Annotated in this window: 16 protein-coding genes; 13 read left to right on the top strand and 3 right to left on the bottom strand. The window is 43.9% G+C overall.

All coding sequences use genetic code 11. From position 1 onward, the window contains the following. Positions 1-60 precede the first annotated feature (60 nt). Positions 61-774, bottom strand: coding sequence for a tRNA (adenosine(37)-N6)-threonylcarbamoyltransferase complex dimerization subunit type 1 TsaB (gene tsaB / locus F6K51_RS04840; protein ID WP_293018512.1), 714 nt, complete (start codon positions 772-774; stop codon positions 61-63). 71 nt (positions 775-845) lie between these two features. Between tsaB and F6K51_RS04845 the strand changes: the two genes are divergently transcribed. From F6K51_RS04845 to F6K51_RS04890, 10 genes are all read left to right on the top strand, one after another. Beyond that, the gene (locus F6K51_RS04845) at positions 846-2123 is read left to right on the top strand and encodes a valine--pyruvate transaminase (protein ID WP_293018474.1); all 1278 of its coding nucleotides are present in this window, start codon (positions 846-848) and stop codon (positions 2121-2123) included. 89 nt (positions 2124-2212) lie between these two features. Then, positions 2213-3958: a histidine kinase dimerization/phosphoacceptor domain -containing protein gene (locus F6K51_RS04850; RefSeq protein WP_293018476.1), complete on the top strand. Its 1746-nt coding sequence runs from the start codon at positions 2213-2215 to the stop codon at positions 3956-3958. Positions 3959-3970: 12 nt separating this feature from the next. Then, positions 3971-5080 carry an ATP-binding protein gene (locus F6K51_RS04855; RefSeq protein ID WP_293018478.1) on the top strand — a complete coding sequence of 370 codons (1110 nt, stop codon included), beginning with the start codon at positions 3971-3973 and terminating at the stop codon, positions 5078-5080. A gap of 243 nt (positions 5081-5323) precedes the next feature. After that, positions 5324-6859, top strand: coding sequence for a ferredoxin--nitrite reductase (locus F6K51_RS04860; RefSeq protein WP_293018480.1), 1536 nt, complete (start codon positions 5324-5326; stop codon positions 6857-6859). A 127-nt stretch (positions 6860-6986) separates the two neighbouring features. Beyond that, positions 6987-8360: an ABC transporter substrate-binding protein gene (locus tag F6K51_RS04865; protein ID WP_293018482.1), complete on the top strand. Its 1374-nt coding sequence runs from the start codon at positions 6987-6989 to the stop codon at positions 8358-8360. Positions 8361-8812: 452 nt separating this feature from the next. Then, on the top strand, positions 8813-10333 hold the full coding sequence (locus tag F6K51_RS04870) for an MFS transporter (RefSeq protein ID WP_293018484.1): 1521 nt from the start codon (positions 8813-8815) through the stop codon (positions 10331-10333). A 279-nt stretch (positions 10334-10612) separates the two neighbouring features. Further along, on the top strand, positions 10613-10912 hold the full coding sequence (locus F6K51_RS04875) for a MerR family transcriptional regulator (protein WP_293018514.1): 300 nt from the start codon (positions 10613-10615) through the stop codon (positions 10910-10912). 40 nt (positions 10913-10952) lie between these two features. Further along, positions 10953-11564, top strand: coding sequence for a helix-turn-helix domain-containing protein (locus F6K51_RS04880; RefSeq protein WP_293018516.1), 612 nt, complete (start codon positions 10953-10955; stop codon positions 11562-11564). After that, positions 11545-12327, top strand: coding sequence for a transposase (locus F6K51_RS04885; RefSeq protein ID WP_293018486.1), 783 nt, complete (start codon positions 11545-11547; stop codon positions 12325-12327). Before F6K51_RS04880 ends, F6K51_RS04885 begins: the two co-directional genes overlap by 20 nt. Before the next feature lie 240 nt (positions 12328-12567). After that, positions 12568-14829, top strand: a complete 2262-nt coding sequence (locus F6K51_RS04890; protein WP_293018488.1) for a nitrate reductase — start codon at positions 12568-12570, stop codon at positions 14827-14829. A 26-nt stretch (positions 14830-14855) separates the two neighbouring features. Here the strand turns inward: F6K51_RS04890 and F6K51_RS04895 are convergent, their stop codons facing one another. Then, a complete protein-coding gene (locus F6K51_RS04895; RefSeq protein WP_293018490.1) occupies positions 14856-15071 on the bottom strand; it encodes a hypothetical protein in 216 nt (71 codons plus the stop codon). Between the two features lie 254 nt (positions 15072-15325). Here F6K51_RS04895 and F6K51_RS04900 point away from each other — a divergent pair, with 254 nt between their 5' ends. The 3 genes from F6K51_RS04900 (at position 15326) to F6K51_RS04910 (ending at position 19094) form a co-directional block, all read left to right on the top strand. Next, a complete protein-coding gene (locus F6K51_RS04900; RefSeq protein ID WP_293018518.1) occupies positions 15326-16090 on the top strand; it encodes a DUF429 domain-containing protein in 765 nt (254 codons plus the stop codon). Between the two features lie 75 nt (positions 16091-16165). Continuing rightward, a complete protein-coding gene (gene bchI, locus F6K51_RS04905; protein ID WP_293018492.1) occupies positions 16166-17233 on the top strand; it encodes a magnesium chelatase ATPase subunit I in 1068 nt (355 codons plus the stop codon). 460 nt (positions 17234-17693) lie between these two features. After that, a complete protein-coding gene (locus F6K51_RS04910) occupies positions 17694-19094 on the top strand; it encodes a CHAT domain-containing protein (RefSeq protein ID WP_293018494.1) in 1401 nt (466 codons plus the stop codon). 77 nt (positions 19095-19171) lie between these two features. Here F6K51_RS04910 and F6K51_RS04915 read toward each other — a convergent pair whose 3' ends face one another. Continuing rightward, positions 19172-21985 (bottom strand): CHAT domain-containing protein, encoded by a 2814-nt coding sequence (locus F6K51_RS04915; protein WP_293018496.1) that lies wholly within the window; start codon positions 21983-21985, stop codon positions 19172-19174. Between the last annotated feature and the right edge of the window lie 129 nt (positions 21986-22114).

Here is a 22114-nt window from a genome sequence, read left to right on the forward strand (position 1 = left end):
AATTTTCAAAAAAAATATAATTTTCTTAATTCTTAATTCTTCATTCTTCATTCTTAATTCTTAAACTGGATGCTGTCCATAAAACGGCAGTACTTCTGACCAGTTGGGGCACTTTCCCTGTTGCCAATCGAGATAAGCAAGTTCCAAAACACCCCTAGCATAACTCCCCAAATTTGCCGGAGCCTCTAGCAATCGTAATGGTGTTTCTAAGGTATCCAACACTTGTTTCCATTGATCTGAAGTCATGACAGCATCTGGTAATATCTTGCTCAGCCCCAGACCAGCTATTGATGGCTGATAGATGGCGGTATACAGCTGGCCTCGTTGGGCAGGCATTTGAATGGCAATCTGTTCGCTTAGCGTGGGCGTAGCGCATGTGCTAATTGCTGATTCTGAGTTTTCTTGATACATAGCTCCCTCTTCCCGCTCTTCCCGTTCTTCTCTCTCTTGCCCTAACCATGCGATCGCTGCCAGTGTAGAAATGCCAAATAGGGGAATATCTAACTGTTGTGCTAGGGTACGAGCAGTAACTATACCGATACGGGTACTCGTAAAGCTACCCGGTCCGATAGCTACCGCAATGAATTCTAAGTTTTCCCAAGTTTGGGAATTGAGAAATTCAGTCAAGTGCTGATGCAATTGGCCAGACAACTCTCGCCCTAAGTCCCAAGTTTGGCAGCGGGTATCCCTGGCAAAGTTACTGGTCACTAGCCCCAATTGAGGACTAGTGGTGTGAAGGGCAAGAGCATATTTGTTTGCTTCGAGAATCGGCATTTGTTGGTATGATTTTCGATTGGAGAAGTCTTGATTAAGTACCCTCACTCGCCAAAAGGTAATCACTATCCATGGATCCTACCCTGACTCAAATTGGGACTCAGATGTCCAAACTGACTGGTGTCCGAGCGATTATGAAAGATATTATCGAAACGCTACGAGCTGGTCAGGGACAAGATTGGATTAATCTCAGTGCAGGAAACCCAGTGATTTTGCCACAAGTCGAGCAACTTTGGCGCGATTGCACGGCACAACTGTTGGCTAGCTCAGAGTATGGTGAGGTGATTTGCCGCTACGGGTCATCTCAAGGATATCAGCCTCTGATCGATGCGATCGCAAAGGATTTCAATCAACGCTACGGTCTTTCCCTAAGCGATCGCCATATCCTGATTACTCCCGGTTCTCAATCGATTTACTTCTACGCCGCTAACGTTTTTGGTGGCTACACCAGCAGCGGCCAGCTCAAACAAGTGGTCTTGCCCCTTTCTCCAGAATACACTGGCTATGGAGGAGTAAGCTTGACTCCAGAAGCAGTATATGCCTACAAACCTACTCTGGAAATTAATCACGAGCAACACCGTTTTAAGTATCGCCCTGATTTCAGCCAATTAAAGATTAGCCAAGAGACTGGCTGTGTAATTGTTTCCCGTCCCTGTAATCCCACTGGCAATGTCCTAACCGATGAAGAAGTAATCAAAATTTCGGAAATGGCTGCACCCTTCAATGTGCCAGTGTTGATTGACGCAGCTTATGCTCCACCCTTTCCAGCACTGAACTTTACCGAAATGACACCAGTCTTTCGAGACAATATCATCCACTGTCTGAGTTTATCAAAAGCTGGACTACCTGGGGAACGGGTTGGTGTAGCAATTGGAAATCCGGAGCTAATTAGCATTTTAGAATCCTTCCAGACCAATCTTTGTATTCATTCGGCTCGCTATGGACAAGCTATTGCCGCAAAAGCGATCGCATCTGGAGCGCTCCCTGAGATTGCCACTAATGTGATTCGCCCCCACTACCAGCAAAAGTTTGTGACCCTTGAACTGACATTAGACAAATTCATGCCCAAAGACTTGCCTTGGTTCTTGCATCGGGGTGAAGGAGCTATCTTTGCTTGGTTGTGGTTACAGGATTTGCCAATTACTGACTGGGAACTGTATCAACAGTTGAAGCAGGTGGGTGTGATTGTCGTGCCTGGCAGTACATTTTTCCCCGGCTTACGAGAAGACTGGTCTCACCAGCAACAGTGCATTCGCATCAGCCTTACGGCTACTGAAGAAGAAATTGAAATCGCCATGCAGCGTTTAGCAACATTGGTCGAGGAAGTCTATCGGATGGGGTCAAGTTAGTGTTTCCTAGCAGGTGTTGTGATAATCTAACACCGTTCCAGAGTAATTGTTCGATGAGTACTAATTAAATAATATTCCCATTATAACAGATGGAACAGCAGCAGCTAGCACAAGTGTTGGAAACTGGCGATATAGGGGAGTTGCTAGGCATTATTAACCAGCCTAACTTGCTCACAACCCTTGACTCTACACAGATGTGTAGGATTATCAAGGGACTTGGGCAAGTAGTGGAACAACAAACTGCTCAGTTAAATCAGGTTAATCAGCAATTACAACCGGAAATTACCAACTGTAAGCAGGCTCAGGAGAAATGGCAACAGGGTGATCAGCAATTGGAATACCAATTTCAAAAACAGACAACAGAATTGTCCGAAGCTAATCATCAGCTGCGACAAGCAAAAGAGCAACTAGAGGCAGTTTTGGATGCTGTACCGGGAGCGGTGTCTTGGATTAGTGCTGATGGTCGATATCTTGGGGTTAACCGACATCTGGCTCAGAGCCTGCAATTACCTCCAGAGACTTTTGTCGGTCAAGAGTTGGGTTTTCTGGAGAGCAGCCCTCAGTTTGTTGACTTTATGGGTCAGTTTCTCGCCTGTGGGGACTCAGGATCTTCCCAGGTGGTTGAGCTCAAAGTGAAAAATTCTTCGAGATATTATCTAATTGCCGCTCAGAAGTACCAGCAAGGTGCTGCAGCCGTGTGTGTAGGGATTGATATCACCGAGCATAAACAGGCAGAATTAGCTCTACAACAGCTCAACCAGGAACTAGAACTGAGAGTCGAACAACGGACTTCTGACCTACAGAACGTCAATGAACAACTTCGCAAAAGTGAGGAACAATTTCGCCTGATTTTTAAACTATCTCCCATGGGTATGGCAATTACCAGCACTGATAACTCCGTGCTAAAGGTTAATCAAGCCTTTTGTGACACGGTTGGTTACACAGCCGAGGAACTGGGGCAGAAAAAGGCTACAGATATTATCTACCCCGATGATTTCACAATTAACCTTACCCCGAATCAAGAGTTGTGGCCAGGAAGAACATCCCACTTTCAGATGGAAAATCGCTTACTGTCGAAAGATGGTAGAGTGATCCATGTTTTGACCAAGAAAGCAGTTTTAGTCAGGGATGCTCAAGGTAAGCCCCGAAAATTTCTGTATCAAATTGTAGATATCACCGAACGCAAGCAAGCGGAAAATCAAGTTAGAGCCTCTCTAACCGAAAAAGAGGTTTTGCTCAAAGAAATTCATCACCGGGTCAAAAATAACCTGCAAATTATTTCTAGCCTACTCCGCCTACAGTCGAGGCAAGTTGAAGATCCACAAGCATTAAGTTTGTTCAAAGATTCCCAGCATCGGGTTCAATCTATGGCTCTGATTCACCAGCAGCTGTATCAATCCCCAAATTTAGCCCAGATTAATTTCGGAAAATACATTCAAACCTTAACCAATAACTTGTTCCGTTCCTACGGGATTAACCGACAGACAATCGCCCTCAATATTGAAGTTACCACAGCTCCCTTAACCATTGATGTAGCTATTCCCTGTGGGCTAATCATCAATGAATTGGTGTCTAATTCACTCAAATATGCCTTTCCTGAACATAAAGAGGGTAAGATTGAAATCAGTATAAGTTCAGATCAACAGGGTCAGCTAATCCTTACGGTAAGTGATAATGGTATTGGTTTACCGGACAATTTAGACTTTCAATCCACTAAATCCCTTGGTTTGAGTATTGTTCGTAACTTAACTGCACAACTGGGGGGTAACATCATCCTTGACTGTAGCCAAGGCACTAGATTAAAAATAAACTTTCCCCATTCACTGGATCTCTAGGGCAAGTCGAGCATGACCAAGAAAAAAATCCTAGTTGTTGAAGATGAAACACTTGTGGCTATGGATATCAAGAATAGCCTCAAACTTTTAGGGTACATGGTTCCTGCTGTGGCTGTATCTGGAGAAGAAGCAGTTAGAAAAGCTGAGGAAATCCAACCGGATTTAATCCTGATGGATATTCGTCTGAAAGGGGAAATAGATGGAGTGACTGCTGCAAGGCTGATTAGGACAAAATTGAATATCCCAGTGGTCTATTTGACTGCCTATAGCGATGAGCTCACCCTAGAAAGAGCTAAGATAACCCAACCCTTTGGTTACCTTCTGAAACCATTTGAGGAAGAAGAACTGCGAGTTACCATTGAAATTGCCCTTTCTCGCTTTCAAGCAGAAGCAAAAATCCGTCAAGCACTAGTAATAGAACAGGAGCTTAGAGAGCAAAAATCTAGCTTTGTCTCTATTGTTTCCCATGAATGTCGTACACCTTTGAGTAAAGTTATCCTAGCTACTGAATTGTTAGAACGCTATAGCAAACATTTGGTCAAAGATAAACATCGCAAGTATTTTGAACAAATTAAAGGCTCTATCCAAGATATGAGACAACTCTTGGATGAAATTCTATTTATTGAAAAAGCAGAAGGAAACAAGCTAACTTTTAACCCAACTCCAATTAACCTAGTAGAATTCTGCTCTGATTTGATAGAGCAGATGCAGTTGGCTACCGGGGGGAGCCATAGGATTATTTTTACTCCTCAAGGTAATATTCCTGATGCCTATATGGATACCCAACTCCTTCGATATATTTTCAATAACTTGCTATCCAATGGGATTAAGTATTCTCCTGAAGGGGGAACGGTAGAGTTTCAGTTAACCGTGGAAGGTAACTGGGCAATTTTTAAAATAACAGACTCGGGAATTGGTATTCCCGAACAAGAGCTTTCTCACCTGTTTGAACCTTTCCAGCGAGCTAGCAATGTTGGAGATATTCCTGGTACAGGTCTAGGATTATCGATTGTTAAAAAGAGTGTAGAGCAGCACCGTGGCCAAATTTTGGTAGATAGCCAGGTTGGTGTAGGAACTTTGTTTACCGTTAGACTACCCCTGTCGAGTCAGGATTGGGAGTAAGCTGGTCTTCCTTTGAATGCCATGGTTATGACAGCAGGGGAGCAGGGGCAGACTTGATCTAACTGCATAATACAATTTATGCATTTAATTTATGCATTTTTTTAATTCAAATCAGTATTTAGTAACAAAATATACAAAATTTTAGCAATACTTTAAATTAATTTATCAACATCAAGAGTAGTGACATCAGAGGCTCTGGACAAAACTTCTGGCAATTGAGCAAAAGGCAACGAGGGAACAGCTATGACCAGCGCAGCTAAGCCAGCCGCAAAATTGAACAAATTTGAGAAATTCAAGGCAGAGAAAGATGGTCTTGCCATTAAAGAACAAATAGAAGAATTTGCCAGAATTGGCTGGGAAGCAATAGATCCAGATGACCTACAGCATCGGCTGAAGTGGATGGGTGTCTTTTATAGACCTGTCACTCCAGGCAAGTTCATGCTAAGGATGCGGACACCCAACGGCATTCTCAACAGCACTCAGATGCAGGTACTAGCTGAGATAGTGCAGCGCTATGGTGAAGATGGTAGTGCTGATATCACGACCCGCCAAAACATCCAGTTGCGAGGTATCCGCATTGAAGACATGCCTGATATTTTCCGCAGGTTCGAGCAAGTTGGCTTAACTAGCGTCCAATCCGGTATGGACAATGTCCGCAATATTACTGGTTCTCCCATGGCGGGGATAGATCCCGATGAATTAATTGACACTCGGGATCTTGTCCAAAAGGTACAGGACATGATCACTAATAACAGCCAAGGGAATTATGAGTTTACTAACTTGCCCCGTAAATTCAATATTGCTATTGAAGGGGGTCGGGATAACTCAGTCCATGCTGAAATTAATGATATTGCCTTCGTGCCTGCGTACAAAGATGGACAACTAGGCTTGAATGTACTCGTAGGTGGCTTTTTCTCGGCCAAGCGTTGTGAAGCTGCTGTTCCCCTCAATGCTTGGGTACTGCCTAATGATGATGTGGTTGACTTGTGTCGTGCTATACTAGAAGTTTATCGCGACGAAGGCTCGCGGGCGAATCGGCAAAAATCCCGGATGATGTGGTTGATTGATGAGTGGGGGATTGACAAGTTCCGCGAGGAAGTCAGTAAGCAGTTTGGTAGAGAACTCCCTACGGCTGCTCCTCACGATGAAATAGATTGGGAAAAACGAGACCATATCGGTGTCTTTGCCCAAAAGCAACCAGGTCTGAATTATGTGGGTTTACACGTGCCCGTTGGTAGGCTTTATGCTCAGCAGATGTTTGATCTGGCACGGATGGCTGAGGCTTATGGCAGTGGCGAAATCCGCCTCACGGTTGAGCAGAATGTGATTATTCCCAATATTCCGGATGCTAATCTCGACGCTTTCTTAGCTGAACCCCTCTTGCAGAAATTTACCCTTGAGCCCAAACCTCTAGAACGGCTTCTAGTATCTTGCACAGGAGCCCAGTTCTGCAATTTTGCTCTGATTGAAACCAAAAATCGTGCCTTGGCAATAGTTCGGGAACTCGAAGAAAAGTTAGATATACCAAACCCAGTGCGGATTCATTGGACAGGTTGTCCCAACTCTTGTGGTCAACCCCAAGTAGCTGATATTGGTTTGATGGGAACTAAGGTGCGTAAAGACGGTAAGTCTGTTGAAGGAGTCAATATTTACATGGGTGGCAAAGTTGGCAAAGATGCTAAACTGGGCGAGTGTGTGCTTAAAAGTGTGGCTTGTGATGACTTACCAGAAGTCTTGGGTAATATACTGATCGAGAATTTTGGAGCAAAATCCCACTAGGTTAGTGCTTAGTTGGACCTCATCGCTAATTCCTCATAACTGTTGTCAAAGATTAATGGTTAATGGTTAGGTAATGGTGAAAACTTAGTTTTCCATTTTCCATTGTCCATTAATCGGAAACGACAATATGGAGCGCCGCAAGTTTCTCAAATACATCGGCTGTGCCACGGTAGGATGTGGCTTTAGTGCTTGTAGTTCAAATAATCTATTCGATTTCCCAAAACGCGATCGCTCCTCTGAGCCCACTCAACGACCTCCGGCTAACTTTGGTAAGTTAGAAAAAACTAACCTGACCATTGGCTTTGTTCCTGTAACTGACTGTGCTCCTTTAATCATTGCCAAAGAAAAGGGCTTCTTTCAGCGTTATGGTTTGAATGTGGCTCTTAAGAAATATCCTGACTGGTCAGCGGTTCACAAAGACTTACTATCATGGGGTATAGATGCCTGCGTTGCCTTGTTTGGATTGCCAATGCTCACCAATTTTGGTTCAGCCAAGGCACCAGTGATATCTCTAATGATGCTCAATCGCAATGGCGCTGGGATCACTTTTTCCAAAAAAGCTTGGCAAGGTGCTATTCGTCCTTCAACGGAGTACTATAATTTCCCAGATTTTGCCAACTCCTACAGGAAATATATTAAACAATTAGCCCAGCCCCTCAAGCTCGGGATAGACTTGACCAACTCCATGGCAAACTATAGCCTTCTCTATTGGCTATCAGCTATGGAGATTAATCCCGAGAAACAGATTAAGCTAATCGAGTTTCCACCATCTCAAATGGTATACAAACTTCAAGCTGGGATAGTAGATGGCTACTGTTTAGATGAGCCCTGGAACCAAAGAGCAGTTGTAGACCAGGCTGGATTTACGGTTTATGTAAGTCGGGATATTTGGAAAGGTCATCCAGGAAAAATACTAGCAACCATGGGACCTTGGGCAGAAAAACATCCCACAACCGCCCGAGCCTTAGTAGCGGCTGTTTTGGAAGCTTGTCAGTATTGTGACCAACTAGAAAATCGCCAGTCAATTGCTCAGATTATATCTAGGAGCAAATACATCGACACTAAAGTAAGCTATCTGGAAGGTTCTTTACTGGGCAACTATAATTATGGTGGCTTTGACCAGAAAGACCGATTTGAATCAATCCCTGATTTTAATTTATTTCACTTCCAAGATACAGACTATCTCAAAAAGCCCAATCATGCTAATTATCCTTGGCGCTCCCATGGTGTTTGGCTGCTAACCCAAATGATTCGCTGGCGTCATATTAACCGACGTCAATATCCCAAGGATGCGGATAAAATTATCGACCGGGTTTATCCAGTGAAAATTTATGAAGAGGTTGCCAAGGCCTTGAAAATAGATCTACCTAGTGAGCGTATGAGGGTTGAACCTGCTGATGTGTTTGTGGATCAAAGAGCATTTGACCCTAGTCAGCCAGTTAATTACCTCAATGGTTTCGATATCCGAGCTGATCGTTCTCAGTTAATCGGCTTGGCTTAACTTAGGAATAAACCTCAATTCATTCGAAAATTAAGCAACACCCCAATTTTCTGGCTCTGATGTAACCATTGAATATAAATTATGCATTTAATTCATCACCAGAAATAATTTGTAACAAATCATACGAAACTTATGTTTCAGGGGTGTAACTATTAGTACCTGAACAATAGTATTAAGTTAACCTCAGAAAAGTAGTATCTATGGGCGAGTACTTTAGCAATCAATTCCGAAAGAATTACCCTAAACCAATAAGCTATAGTATTCAAACTAATAGGTAACTTTAATCAGTCAGCAAGTTGATGGCAACCGATCAGCTGGATTGTTTTGAAAGGGATTCTTTGGAGTAGTTTTTGGAGGATACTAAATCCACCCAAACGTTCAGCTTTTATCACTAATGCTGTTGGTGCGTGAATCTTCTGTTTTCGTAGTTTGAGTAGAGGAAAGGTATATAGATGCTCGCAGAAATGTGGTCTTTTCGTGGTAGGTATAAAATCCTCCACATGACCTGGTTTGCTTTCTTCCTGTCGTTTGTAGTGTGGTTCAACTTAGCACCCCTAGCAACACAGGTGAAATCAGACTTCGGTCTCGAAGTAGGTCAAATCCGAACCATCGCAATTTGTAACGTTGCCCTGACAGTGCCTGCCCGTATCATCATCGGGATGCTGTTAGATAAATACGGGCCAAGAATCACCTACTCCCTGTTGCTGATGTATGCAGCAATACCTTGTATTGCTTTTGCCTCGGCACAGAACTTTAGCCAACTGGTGATTAGCCGCTTGGCACTGAGTATCGTAGGTGCAGGTTTTGTGATTGGCATCCGGATGACGGCAGAATGGTTCCCTCCCAAAGAAATTGGTTTAGCCGAAGGGATTTACGGGGGCTGGGGTAACTTTGGTTCTGCAGCAGCAGCCTTTACCCTACCTACCATTGCCGCTTTTTTAGCCTTTGGCAGTCCAGGTCTCAACTGGCGCTTTTCCATTGCTGGTACCGGGATTATCGCTGCTCTCTATGGCGTCCTCTATTATTTTAACGTCCAAGATACTCCCCCAGGCAAAGTTTATCAGAAGCCCAAAAGCGCCAGAGGAATGGAAGTCACCACTAAGAAAGACTTCTGGTTTCTGATGGTGATGAATGCTCCTCTATCTATCATTCTTGGTGTTCTGGCTTGGCGCTTGAATAAAGTAGGCTTTTTCGAGCAAAATGTTCTATATATCGTCTGGGCTGGTCTACTTGGGTTGTATCTGTTCCAAGCTTACAACTGCTGGGCAGTTAACAAAGATTTGTTAGCAGGTCGTAAGCGCTATCCTCCTGAAGACCGCTTCAATTTTTCTCAAGTTGCCATTCTAGAGTTGACCTACGTTGTTAACTTCGGTTCTGAATTAGCTGTAGTTTCTATGCTCCCTGCCTTCTTTGAAGGCACCTTCGGACTGAGTAAACAAGCAGCGGGGATGATTGCTGCTAGCTACGCTTTCATGAACTTGATGTCCCGTCCTGGTGGCGGCTTAATCTCTGATAAACTGGGTAGCCGCAAGATGACCATGGCAGTTCTAACATTCTGTATGGGTATTGGCTATCTGATTTTCAGTACGGTGAAAGGAGGCTGGTGGCTTCCTGGTGCGGTACTGCTGACCATGGCTTGTTCCTTCTTTGTGCAAGCTGGAGAAGGCTCTACCTTTGCCATCGTACCTCTGGTCAAGCGACGGATTACCGGTCAGGTGGCTGGTAACGTGGGTGCTTACGGAAACGTTGGTGCTGTTGCTTACCTGACTATCTTTAGTTTATTGCCAGCAGGAGATGTGGGTAACCGCATATTCTTCCAGGTGTTGGGTGTTACAGCTTTGGTTGTTGCCTTCCTGTGCTTCCTAGTATTGAAAGAACCTAAGGGTTCCTTTGCTGAGCTCCATGAAGGGGAAGAAGAATACGCTACTGCTGCTAGCCCAGCTGCTATGGAAACTGGAGACGTGATGAACTAGTTCCTTGGTGGGTCTAGTTGAAAGCACTCTACACTAGATGGCTGAAAAATATCTAGATAGAAGTGGGGCAATCTTAATTAAGATTGCCCCAAACCCGACGGAATAATTGCTTATTAAACAAGGTAAAAAAATCCTCAGCCTTTAGCTATCAGCTCTTCCAGCTCTTCAGCACTGAGCAAGATTTTGAATTAACGAAAACTTTCATAAAAGCCTCTGGAAAAGAGGCATGTGACAGTTGCTATAAATATCCACTAATCTACCACTATCTACAACGGACTAATACCACGACCTAAGGCGGTCGAACTTACGGGACTATCACGGAACACTTTAAGGAAGTACGCAGATAATGGGACTCTCAGGTGCGAAAGAACGCCAGGCGGGACTAGACTCTTTGACTCAAGAGATCTTCTTCGTTTTGGAAAAGCTCCAAAGTCTAACAGGTCACATTACTACACCATCTGTTACTGCCGAGTCAGTACCAACTTTCAAAGAGACGACCTCGACAGACTTCTCGCCTATCTCCATTCCCTCTTCCCGGAAGCGGAAATCATCAAAGATATCGGCTCAGGTCTCAACTAAAGATTTGGGCTTAGAGCCGTACTGGAGCGAATCGTGCGCTATGATCAGCTCACGATTGTTGTTGCCTGTAGAGACAGGCTCACCCGATTCGGGTTTGAACTCATTGAGTACTTGGTCGGTCTCAACGGTGGAAAAATCCTGGTTCTCAGTCAACCTGAAAGCTGCCCCGAATCTGAACTTACCGCAGATATTCTGTCCATCATTCACGTCTTCTCCTGTAGGGTTCACGGACTCCGGAAATACGGTAAGAAAATCAAAGAAGATTCGACTGTTCCTAAGCTCTGAACAGCGCTCGCTTGTTCGGCAATGGTTTGGAGTGTCCCGTTATGTTTTCAATAAAACCGTCAAGATACTCTCTGATGGTGAGACCAAAGCTAATTGGAAAGCTATTAAGACTGGCATATTAAATGACCTCCCTGAGTGGTGTAAAGCAGTGCCTTATCAAATCAAATCTATAGCGATAAAGGATGCTTGCACTGCGGTTAGGGAGGCCAAGAAAAAATACAAAAAAACTTCACAAATTAACCGAGTAAGATTTAGGTCTCGTAAGAACCCTGTTCAGTCTTGCTATATCCCTAAGTCAGCAGTGTCTAGCAAAGGTGTCTATCACACAAAGCTGGGAGAAATTGCCAATGCTCGTGACTCTACCTGACAATATCTGTGATTGTCGATTAACTAGCACTAACGGGAGTTGCTACCTGGTAGTTCCCCATGAAGCAACTAACACAAAAGCCGAAAACCAAGGTAGAGTGGTTGCTTTAGACCCTGGAGTCAGGACTTTTATTACTTTTTTTAGTGAAAAATCTGTGGGAAAGATTGGGCACGGAGATTTTTCCAGAATTCAGCGAATATGCCAGCATCTAGACAACCTGTTATCAAGGATTAGTAAAGCCAAGGGTGGGCAGAAGCGTCGAAGGAGAAAAGCTGCTCGACGAATGGTAATCAAGATTCAGAACCTGATAAATGAGCTTCATCATAAGACAGCTAAATTCCTAGTTGACAACTTTGATGTTATTTTACTTCCCACGTTTGAGACGTCTCAGATGTCAAGGAAGGAGAAAAGGAAAATTAGGTCTAAGACTGTTCGCAATATGCTTACTTTTGCTCACTATCGGTTCAAGGAATTCTTGAAACATAAAGCTCAAGAGACTGGGAAAGTTGTTGTTGATGTTTGTGAAGCTTATACCAGTAAGACTGTTAGCTGGACTGGTGAACTGGTCAATATTGGTGGAAGCCAAATCATCAAATCAAAGATTGATGGTCGATCTATGGATCGCGACATCAATGGCGCTCGGGGAATATTTCTTCGTTCGCGCAGCGTGGCCTACGGCCATGCCTTGGGAGATACCCCCTGGCTGAGAAATCAGCTTGCATTAGTGAGCCAGAATCCGCCATTGGTAGATTTTGGTAGCTAAAAAGTATCGGATATGATTGCTCGTATAACAGCATAAATCAGCTAAATAATTTAGGTAACTAGCTAAGTACTAACGAACTAACTAATTGATTAACTAATTAATGATTGATTTGATATAAACGTTTGTTATAAATAGCTGATATTTGATATAAGAATTATTAATTAAAAATTAATTGCAAAAATATTTAATCTAGTCACAAAATATACTAAAAAGACTCAAAAAAAATTGGGGGTAAAAATCATGACTGACTCAGCTAAGACACTCTGTCCCTACTGTGGGGTTGGCTGTGGTCTGGAAGTATTACCTCCAGCTGGTTCTGGTCGTGCTACCTATCGAGATAGTCAAGGCAATCCGATTTGGAAAGTTAGAGGCGATCGCTCTCATCCCTCAAACCAGGGTATGGTTTGTGTCAAAGGTGCCACGGTTAGTGAGTCTTTGGATAAAGACCGCCTCAAGTATCCCATGATGCGGGATTCCCTAGATCAACCATTTCAGCGAGTGAGTTGGGATGAAGCCCTAGACCGAGTAGTGAATCGGATTCAGACGGTTCGTTTCACCCAAGGACCAGAAGCAATTTGTATGTACGGTTCCGGTCAGTTCCAAACCGAAGACTACTATATTGCCCAGAAATTGCTCAAAGGTTGTCTCGGTACTAATAACTTTGATGCTAATTCCCGCCTGTGTATGTCCTCAGCTGTAGCTGGATACATCCAAAGTTTTGGTTCCGATGGTCCTCCCTGCTGCTATGACGATCTAGAATTAACTGACTGTGCCTTTTTGATTGGGACTAATACAGCAGACTGTCACCCCATTGTATTTAACCGTCTACGTAAGTATCACAAAAAGCATCGTCATGTTAAAATGATAGTGGTAGACCCTCGCCGCACGTCTACCGCTAAGCTGGCTGACTTACATCTAGCGATTAAACCGGGTACTGACATTGATTTACTCAATGGTATTGCTCACTTACTATTGCGCTGGGGTAAACTGGACACTGAATTTATTGAGGAGTGTACCAGCGAATTCTCCGCATACGCTCAGGTAATTATCAACTATCCACCGGATATCGTTGCCGAAAGATGTGGTATACCGGTGCATGAACTTGAGGAAGCTGCTCGCTACTGGGCAAAATCGAAGCGTGTCCTGTCTTTGTGGTCAATGGGGGTCAACCAATCATCAGAAGGTACTGCTAAAGTCCGCACCATCATTAATCTGCACCTGATGACAGGCAACATTGGTAAACCAGGAGCAGGACCATTTTCTCTAACTGGTCAACCTAATGCGATGGGAGGACGAGAAGCTGGAGGACTGGCTCACATCTTACCGGGTTATCGGGTAGTAAAGAATCCCCAACACCGCAGTGAGGTGGAACAGTTATGGAAACTCAAGCCAGGGACAATTTCCCCCAATCCTGGTCTTGATGCTTGGAGCATGATCAAAGGTCTAGAAACAGGAGAAGTTGGTTTCTTGTGGATTGCTGCCACTAACCCAGCTGTGAGTATGCCGGATATTGAACGAACTAAGGCAGCCCTAAGAAAATCCTCCTTTACTGTCTATCAAGATGCCTACTACCCCACTGAAACCGCTGCCTATGCTCATGTCTTGCTGCCAGCAGCCCAGTGGAGTGAAAAGACTGGCGCTATGACTAACTCTGAGCGAGTTGTCACCTTTTGCCCCCAATTCCGTAATCCACCAGGAGAAGCCAGACCGGATTGGGAAATCTTTGCGGAAGTAGGGCGTCGCCTCGGCTTTACTAAAGAATTTGACTTTACTGACTCTGCCGCTGTCTATCGGGAATTTGTCCAACTTACCCGTGGACGACTTTGTGATATGACTGGACTTAGTCACGAGCGCTTACGGAAAAACGGTCCGATTCAATGGCCCTGCCCTGAGGAGTTCCAAAACCAAGAGTCTTCTGAGTCACTGAGCAATCAGCAATCAGCACTAAATACTGGCAAACGGCTTTATACTGACTTCCGATTCAATACGCCAGATAGCAAGGCAAAATTTGCTGCCTTCCATTCTAAAGGACTGGCAGAACCCCCCGAGGAAGAGTATCCTTTGGTTCTGACAACTGGCAGACTCTATGGTCACTGGCACACTCAAACCCGCACCGGCAGGATTGAGAAAATTACCAAAATGTACCCCAATCCGTTACTAGAAATTCATCCCCGTGATGCCCAGAAGCTGGGGATTAAAGATGGGGGTTGGGTAGAAGTGCGATCGCGTCGCGGAACTTGCCGCTTCCCAGCTCAAGTCACTAAAGCGATTACTCCTGGTACAGTCTTTGCCCCCATGCACTGGGGAGCTTTGTGGGCAAATCAGGCAGAAGCTAATGCTCTGACCCATCCTGAATCTTGTCCCATTTCCCTAGAACCAGAATTAAAAGCCTGTGCTGTCAACTTGGTGCCCATCAGTGAAACTGACAGTATGCGATCGCAAAATCCCAACCAAGAGCCATTAGGAACACCGATTTTACAAAAGCTCAAAGTTTTGAGGTAATTGTTAAAAGTTTTAACCTTCCATTCTTAATTCCGCTCTCCGAGAGTTTCCCAAAGACCTGCCTCACCAAGGGTGATTGGAGTCTGGGTTTGTGTCTGGGCAAGATTTGAAATAGACATAAACGGCACTAACCCCATCACCAAGGAGCACAAAACTATCAGCATAGTCATCCTGACTGGATGCTGCCAGTGTGTAGTTACAACATGAGACTGGGTTGTGCTGCTAAGCTCTTGCATGCTCATGACTAAAACCTCAGAATAGATGTGTACGAATATAGGGATATTTCACTGTTGTCTTTGAGGATGCAGTGCATTGTTCCTATTCATGCCAAGTTGCAGGGACAGTCGGCAACTTGGTATTTTTTTATGCACTAAAATCCTTTACATTTTGAATCATACAAAAATTTTTGGAAAAAGTAGCTATATTTACCAAATAAAAACACAAAAAGTAACACTAGTTACAGATTTTCATTAATTTTTGTGAAATACAGTAAGTGATGAAGTTTTTAGGCATAGACCTGGGCTGGACTTCTGGAGCAACTGGTCTTTGTTGCTTAGATTGGTTTGACGGCACCCTAAACCTGCTAGATTTAGACCGCAAAGAGTCAATCACAGATATCCTGAACTGGATAGACCATTGGTCACCATCTCCAGAACCCGCCATGGTAGCAGTAGACGCTCCTACCCTGATTCCCAACCCTACAGGAATGCGTCTACCGGATAGACTGACCCATAAATACTTTGGTCGCTATCATGCTGGGTGTTATCCCGCCAACCGCCAACGCCCCTTCGCCCAGCGCACTATAGAATTTGGTCTGAGCCTAGAAAAACGGCAATTTATCCATGCCCCAACTATCACTCACCAAAAACTAGGGCGCTACCAAATCGAAGTCTTCCCCCATCCCGCCATCGTTGAGCTATTCAACCTCAATCGCATTCTCAAATACAAAAAAGGGAAACTAAGGGAAAGACATGCTGAACTAATCAAACTTCGTCAATATATTCTCGATACCCTACCCACCCTTACCCCTGCTCTCAACTCCCTATCATCCTCGCCCCTGACTTCTAGTCTTTGCAGTTCGTTTTTCCCCCACATCCCCACTACCGGCAAAGCCCTCAAAGCTGCTGAAGACCAGCTAGATAGTATCATCTGCGCTTATGTAGCAGCCTACTGGTGGTATTGGGGAACTGAATTTAATTGGGTATTAGGAGATGCAACAACTGGGTATATTATTACCCCCTGTCGAAACGGAAAAGACTGATCAACTCTCAAGGCACGCACTATGGCAAAATAGTAATCGTCGAGAAAAATCAACCATAACAATAAAGTAATCCCAGTGAGTCCTACTGCCCAAGCGCCCAAGACTACTCGCCGCCTAGTGTTTCCTTTCACTGCCATTGTCGGTCAGGAAGAAATGAAACTGGCATTGCTCCTAAATGTGATCGATCCCAAGATTGGGGGAGTAATGATCATGGGCGATCGCGGCACAGGCAAATCTACTACTATTCGTGCCTTAGCTGATTTATTACCAGAAATCGATGTAGTTGCTGAAGACCCTTTCAACAGTGACCCTCAGGAACCTGACTGGATGGGCAATGGTAATGGAGCAGCTGCATCTAGGACAACGGTCAAGAAAAAAGTTCCCATGGTAGATTTACCGTTAGGAGCAACCGAAGACCGGGTTTGTGGTACAATCGATATAGAAAAAGCCTTATCTGAAGGTGTCAAAGCTTTTGAACCAGGACTGTTGGCTAAAGCTAATCGAGGCATCCTCTATGTCGATGAGGTTAACCTGCTCGATGACCACCTAGTGGATGTACTCCTAGACTCCGCTGCTAGTGGTTGGAATACTGTAGAACGGGAAGGCATATCCATTCGCCACCCTGCTCGCTTTGTATTAGTAGGTTCTGGTAACCCAGAAGAAGGAGAATTACGACCCCAGTTACTAGACCGCTTTGGGATGCACGCGGAAATCCGTACAGTCAAAGAACCAGTGCTGCGAGTCAAAATTGTGGAAGAACGGGGAGAGTTTGACCAAAATCCTCACAAATATATTGAACAGCACCAAACTGAGCAAGAAGCGTTACAGAAACAGATAGTAATGGCTCAAGAGCGACTTGCTGAAGTAGAAATGGACTACGACTTTCGGGTGAATATTTCAGAAGTTTGCTCAGAACTGGATGTGGATGGACTCAGGGGTGATATTGTAACTAATCGTGCGGCTAAGGCTCTGGCTGCATTTGAAGGACGAACTGAAGTTACAGTGGATGATATCCGCCGGGTGATTACCTTATGTTTACGGCACCGCTTGCGTAAAGACCCCCTGGAGTCGATTGATTCAGGATATAAGGTTCTCAAATCCTTTAACCGTGTTTTTGGGGTTGAAGCAGCTGAAGAGGATTGAGTTACTATAGCGCAATACCTTTATTGAATAATTAATTTTCTTTCTTGCATAAATAGTTAACTCAAGGCGGATAAGTACTATAGAGCAATCCTAATCAGCAATCCTAATTCCCATAAATAGGATTGCTATTACTGATTTCAGTCACAAATATTGACTATTCTGACAGCTAGGTTTTTCATCCATCTGCTGTCAATTGTGCTCTTTCTAATCGTAAGTATTCAGCGTTTAGCGTTTAGCTTTCAGCTACTCCTAATCATGATAATCCGAAAAACGGAGGTTTGTCAAGAAAAACTTATATATTCGCCACTTTCAGCCAAATTCCTAAGTTTTGCTTGATTCCAAAGCTGAGTGTGTAAATGCGTTCGTGTAACGTGCGCCTAGCGCAATCACTCAATACTTACGTTTGCTCAATACTTACGTTTGCTCAATACTTACGTTTGCTTTTCTCAGTGAGGTAACTATGAAACGAATAGCGACTAGCTTTAGCTGGTTCCTAGCGACACTACACTTCACCGGAACTATCAGTGCTCTTTCGGTGCAAGCACAAGTCACTAAGCCAATGTCTAACCACACTGGCTCCAATGCTCTTACTCAAACTATTGCTCAATCACCAGCTGTTAATCCCCCCAACTTTGGAACAGCCCTGGACAATAACCAAGTAGTAGAAGCAGTACCTTTAATTGAACAAACTTGGGAAAAACAATATCAGAATCACCTAGACATCAATTTCCCTGACCAATCCATCACTGTCGAGGAAATTGCTGATACTCTTGGCAAAATCACCAATCAAACTGGTCAAAAGCCTGGTCTTATCTACATGGTTCCGCGATCGCAGCAACTAGAGCTGGTATTAATTACACCAGAAGGTAAGCCCATTCACAAGCGTGTCTCCGCAGCCAATAAGGAAGCTCTGTTGAGTCTAGTGCAAGAGTTTATCGAAACTATTACTAATCCTATTCGTAGGCACTCTAAACATTATCTACCAGTAGCTCAACAACTCTATCAGTGGATCATTGAGCCTGTGGAACCAGACCTTAAAGCTCAAGGCATCAACAATCTAATTTTTTGTCTAGGTGGGGGGTTACGCCACCTGCCCTTTGCTGCCTTACATGATGGCCAAGAGTTTCTGGTGGAAAAGTATAGTTTAGCCCTAATTCCTGCCTTCAAATTAACAGATACTGTCTATACCGACCTGAAAAATTCCCAAGTTTTGGCTATGGGAGCATCAGAATTTAATGATCACAATCCTTTACCTGCTGTGCCAGTAGAGTTATCTGTTATCACCCAATATCCCTGGCAAGGAAAATCTTTCCTCAATAAAGATTTTACCCTAACTAATCTACAGTGGCAACTGGGATATCATAAGAATTTTCAAATCCTGCACCTGGCAACTCATTCAGACTTCCAGGCGGGAAAACCAAACAAGTCTTATATTCAGTTTTGGAATAGTAAACTGACTTTAGATATATTCACTGAATTGCGTTGGCACTCACCAGTGGTAGAATTATTGGTGCTGAGTTCTTGTCAAACTGCCATCGGGGATAAAGAGGCTGAGTTAGGCTTTGCGGGATTAGCGGTTCGCGCCAATGTCAAGTCAGCAGTAGCTAGTTTGTGGTCTGTCAGCGATGGTGGAACCCTAGTGCTGATGAATGAATTTTATCAGTCTCTTAAAACTGTACCAATTAAGGCTGAAGCGTTGCGACAAGCTCAGATCGGGATGTTGAAACAAAAGGTAAGTTTGGCTAGTATTACTGATCGACCAAATGTGTCCTTGCCTCCAGAATTAGCATCTCTCAACTCTGAAAATTTATCCCATCCCTATTATTGGGCGGCTTTTACTGTAGTTGGTAATCCTTGGTAAAACCCTGCTCTTCTTTAAGCTATCAGCTATCAGCTATCAGCTGATAGCTGATAGCTGACCACTGAATGCTTCAGCTATTACAACCAATTCCCTACCATGATATAAGGAGCCCAGAAATAAGGGTGTTCATAGCTTGGGTCTTGTAATATTGATTTTTGGGCGCGATTGAGGGCTTCAGCTTTTGAGATTGATTTGTCAGTAAGTTCCTGGTAAAACCGATTCATTAACACAGCTGTGACTTCATCATCTACTAACCAAATAGTAGCAAGGGTACTACGTGCTCCTGCTTCTATCGCTACACCAGCTATACCCAGAGCCGCTCTCTTGTCCCCAGTTGCTGTTTGGCATGCACTCAGCACCAGTAATTCGATCGGAGTGGGTTGCCGTAGGTCTGTAGTTTGCAGTAATTCCTTCAATTCAGTAACATTGATATTACTATCCCAGGTCATAATGAAAGTCTTCTGGGCTTCAGAGCTAAATTGACCATGGGAAGCAATGTGTACTACTGGGAAAGTAGCTGCTTCCAAAGAATTTTCAAACCTGGTTTCAGTAAAGTCCTGATTGAGGAGGATTTCACTAGGAACTTGAGCCTTAATTTTCTCTAGCTCTACTTCTACAAACGGCAAAGGTACAGATCCCCGACGGGATTCAGACAACCCAGCCGTTAGGACTTTGATATCTTCCCTGACTAAGCGCTCGGGATTCATTAAATCTAGTCCAGGGGTTAGCGCTATACTATACTTCTCGACTAAATACTGCTTACCGTCGTGAAGTGCTGCCATGGGAATATTGCGCAAGGCTCCATCAAGAACAAATACTAGGGTGTCTACTTGAGAGTTAGCTAAATCCTCTTCAATCGGTCGGATTACCCAATTGTATACCTGCTGCGACATTGGTAAAAATGCCCGTCGATGAACCTGCTGTAAAAACTTACGCAGTTCTTCCAGAGTAGATTCAGTTTGGTCTTGGGGAAGCTCTGTTCTATAGTGGCGCAGTTGTTGTTGGGGTAAGCGGATAATGATATCCACGCTTTCTGGTAATATGATAGGATAAATTAATGCTGCTTTAGTATCAACTTGGTCGATGACTTGATCAATCACTACAGGAGTAGCGTTTAAACAGGCTGAGCGAAAATAGTTATCTAGTTCGGCTAGCTGCAGTGACTCAATGATCTCACGGGCTTTTTCCAAGTTGTCGGGATTGGAATTCCTGCTGTCTGATTGCAGCAGTAATTGCACGAATTCTCGATAGACTGGCTCTACACTCTCTCGAAATGTAAACCTGACCTCTTGGTTAACAGCTACTAGGTCACTCCGTAGAGACTTGAGAGTGTTAACTGCTTCGGTGTAAGCTGCGATCGCATTTTGCTCTTCCCCCTGCTGTTTCAAAATACGTCCTAGTTGCCATTGCCAGCGATAGCTAATATCTGGAGCATTGATTTCTTGAGCTAACTTTAAGGCTTGTTGAGTCAGGTCTTGAGACTCTGGTAACTGCTGATTCTTCTGATAGAGTTGACCTAGACTACCAAGAGCATAAGCTTCCGCTCGCTTATCTCCCAATGCTTTAGCCTGTTGTACTGCAGTAGCTAGGATTTTCGCAATTTCATAAGAAGGCTCAACCCCAGTCTTAGCCGAAAGCTGAAGTCTCTTGGCTGAAGTCTGAACATTTCTTTCATCCTTGATACTTCTGACTTCATCCTTCATTAGGCTTTGAGCAAAATTAATCCTCAGATAGATACTGCTGCGGCTCAGAGGTAAGGATTCCAGTTGGGGCGGGATTTGAGGGATTAATGCTTGGGCTTGCTTTATCCTTTTAGTATCGATCAATAAGCTAAGTTGATTTAATTGGGCTTCAAGCTTAGTGATTGGATCCGTAGACTCATTGAATGCTTGTTGATAGTAATCAATAGCTTCGTCTAATTCTTGCTGAGCCTGCGCTGTATTCCCTAAGCTAAATAATGTAGCGCTAATCTCTTCAGACGATGGTAAGTTTCGGGCAATCTCTAAGCTTTTTTCCAAGGTTTCCCGGGATTGGCTCAGCTCTCCTACTAATTGACGCATATTTCCAAGCGATCGCAATCCTATCGCTTTGTTCAAAGAGTCAGGTTGAGCAGTTAACGATTCCTCGACCTGATTGAGTAGATTCAACGCCCGCTTATACATTCCTAATTCTTGTAGGGCTTGCGCTATATTAATCCGACTCCGAATCTGACCGGCTTCATCCCCTAATTCACCATAAGTTACCGCAGCTTGCTCCCAACTTTCCATTGCTGCTTTTGCTTCTGATGAACCAAGCTCAATACTTCCTTTGATCATTAGGGATTGAGCCAGCACTTGTAAGTATGCTGTAGACTTATCGGTGGTTTTTATAGAGCGCAATATTTTTTCACTATTAGCGATCGCATTCTTGGCTTGAGTCCATAATCCCAGTTGCTGATAAGCCAACGAGAGATTACTTAACACCATCGCTTCTGAGAGTTGATCTCCCTGAGTTTGATTACTCTCAAGAGCTTGTTCTAAAACATCTACTGCTTCGGCGAATCTACCTGAATCGTAGAGACCTTTGCCCTGTTTAAGTAACGTGGAAATTTTAAAGTTAGCAGGTTGAAGGTTAGCAGGTTTAAAGTTATCAGGTTTAAAGTTAGCAGGTTTAAAGTTATCAGGTTTAAAGTTAACAGCTTGTTCGCCTTTGGCGTTCGAGTAGGGTAGGTTAGCCGGTTTCAGGTTTGTCCCTTTAAGAGCAATATCCCCTTCAACATTCAACCTTTCAACCTTCAACCCTTCAACCCCTTCAACCTCCAACCCTTCAACCTTCAAGGTTTGTGGGATTTTTGCTAAAACCGGAGGTACTAAATTGCACAGTAATGCTGTTAGCAGAGCAATCAGAGGCAACCTTATCCACCTCTTTATCCTCAACCCTAAGGATTTACGATTTACTCTACCTATACTACCACAATATATCTTTTTTTTTACCATGGCTGATTTCTCCCTTACTGCACCTCATCGCTATCAAAAACGCTA

Origin of the sequence: Moorena sp. SIO3I8, assembly GCF_010692325.1 — a bacterium.
Taxonomy (GTDB): Bacteria; Cyanobacteriota; Cyanobacteriia; order Cyanobacteriales; family Coleofasciculaceae; genus Moorena.

What these genes read in the sequence shown, in the direction of transcription:
- tsaB (WP_293018512.1), bottom strand. Translation starts at nt 774, where the DNA reads ATGCCGATTCTCGAAGCAAACAAATATGCTCTTGCCCTTCACACCACT.
- F6K51_RS04845 (WP_293018474.1), top strand. Translation starts at nt 846, where the DNA reads ATGGATCCTACCCTGACTCAAATTGGGACTCAGATGTCCAAACTGACT.
- F6K51_RS04850 (WP_293018476.1), top strand. Translation starts at nt 2,213, where the DNA reads ATGGAACAGCAGCAGCTAGCACAAGTGTTGGAAACTGGCGATATAGGG.
- F6K51_RS04855 (WP_293018478.1), top strand. Translation starts at nt 3,971, where the DNA reads ATGACCAAGAAAAAAATCCTAGTTGTTGAAGATGAAACACTTGTGGCT.
- F6K51_RS04860 (WP_293018480.1), top strand. Translation starts at nt 5,324, where the DNA reads ATGACCAGCGCAGCTAAGCCAGCCGCAAAATTGAACAAATTTGAGAAA.
- F6K51_RS04865 (WP_293018482.1), top strand. Translation starts at nt 6,987, where the DNA reads ATGGAGCGCCGCAAGTTTCTCAAATACATCGGCTGTGCCACGGTAGGA.
- F6K51_RS04870 (WP_293018484.1), top strand. Translation starts at nt 8,813, where the DNA reads ATGCTCGCAGAAATGTGGTCTTTTCGTGGTAGGTATAAAATCCTCCAC.
- F6K51_RS04880 (WP_293018516.1), top strand. Translation starts at nt 10,953, where the DNA reads ATGATCAGCTCACGATTGTTGTTGCCTGTAGAGACAGGCTCACCCGAT.
- F6K51_RS04885 (WP_293018486.1), top strand. Translation starts at nt 11,545, where the DNA reads ATGCTCGTGACTCTACCTGACAATATCTGTGATTGTCGATTAACTAGC.
- F6K51_RS04890 (WP_293018488.1), top strand. Translation starts at nt 12,568, where the DNA reads ATGACTGACTCAGCTAAGACACTCTGTCCCTACTGTGGGGTTGGCTGT.
- F6K51_RS04895 (WP_293018490.1), bottom strand. Translation starts at nt 15,071, where the DNA reads ATGAGCATGCAAGAGCTTAGCAGCACAACCCAGTCTCATGTTGTAACT.
- F6K51_RS04900 (WP_293018518.1), top strand. Translation starts at nt 15,326, where the DNA reads ATGAAGTTTTTAGGCATAGACCTGGGCTGGACTTCTGGAGCAACTGGT.
- F6K51_RS04910 (WP_293018494.1), top strand. Translation starts at nt 17,694, where the DNA reads ATGAAACGAATAGCGACTAGCTTTAGCTGGTTCCTAGCGACACTACAC.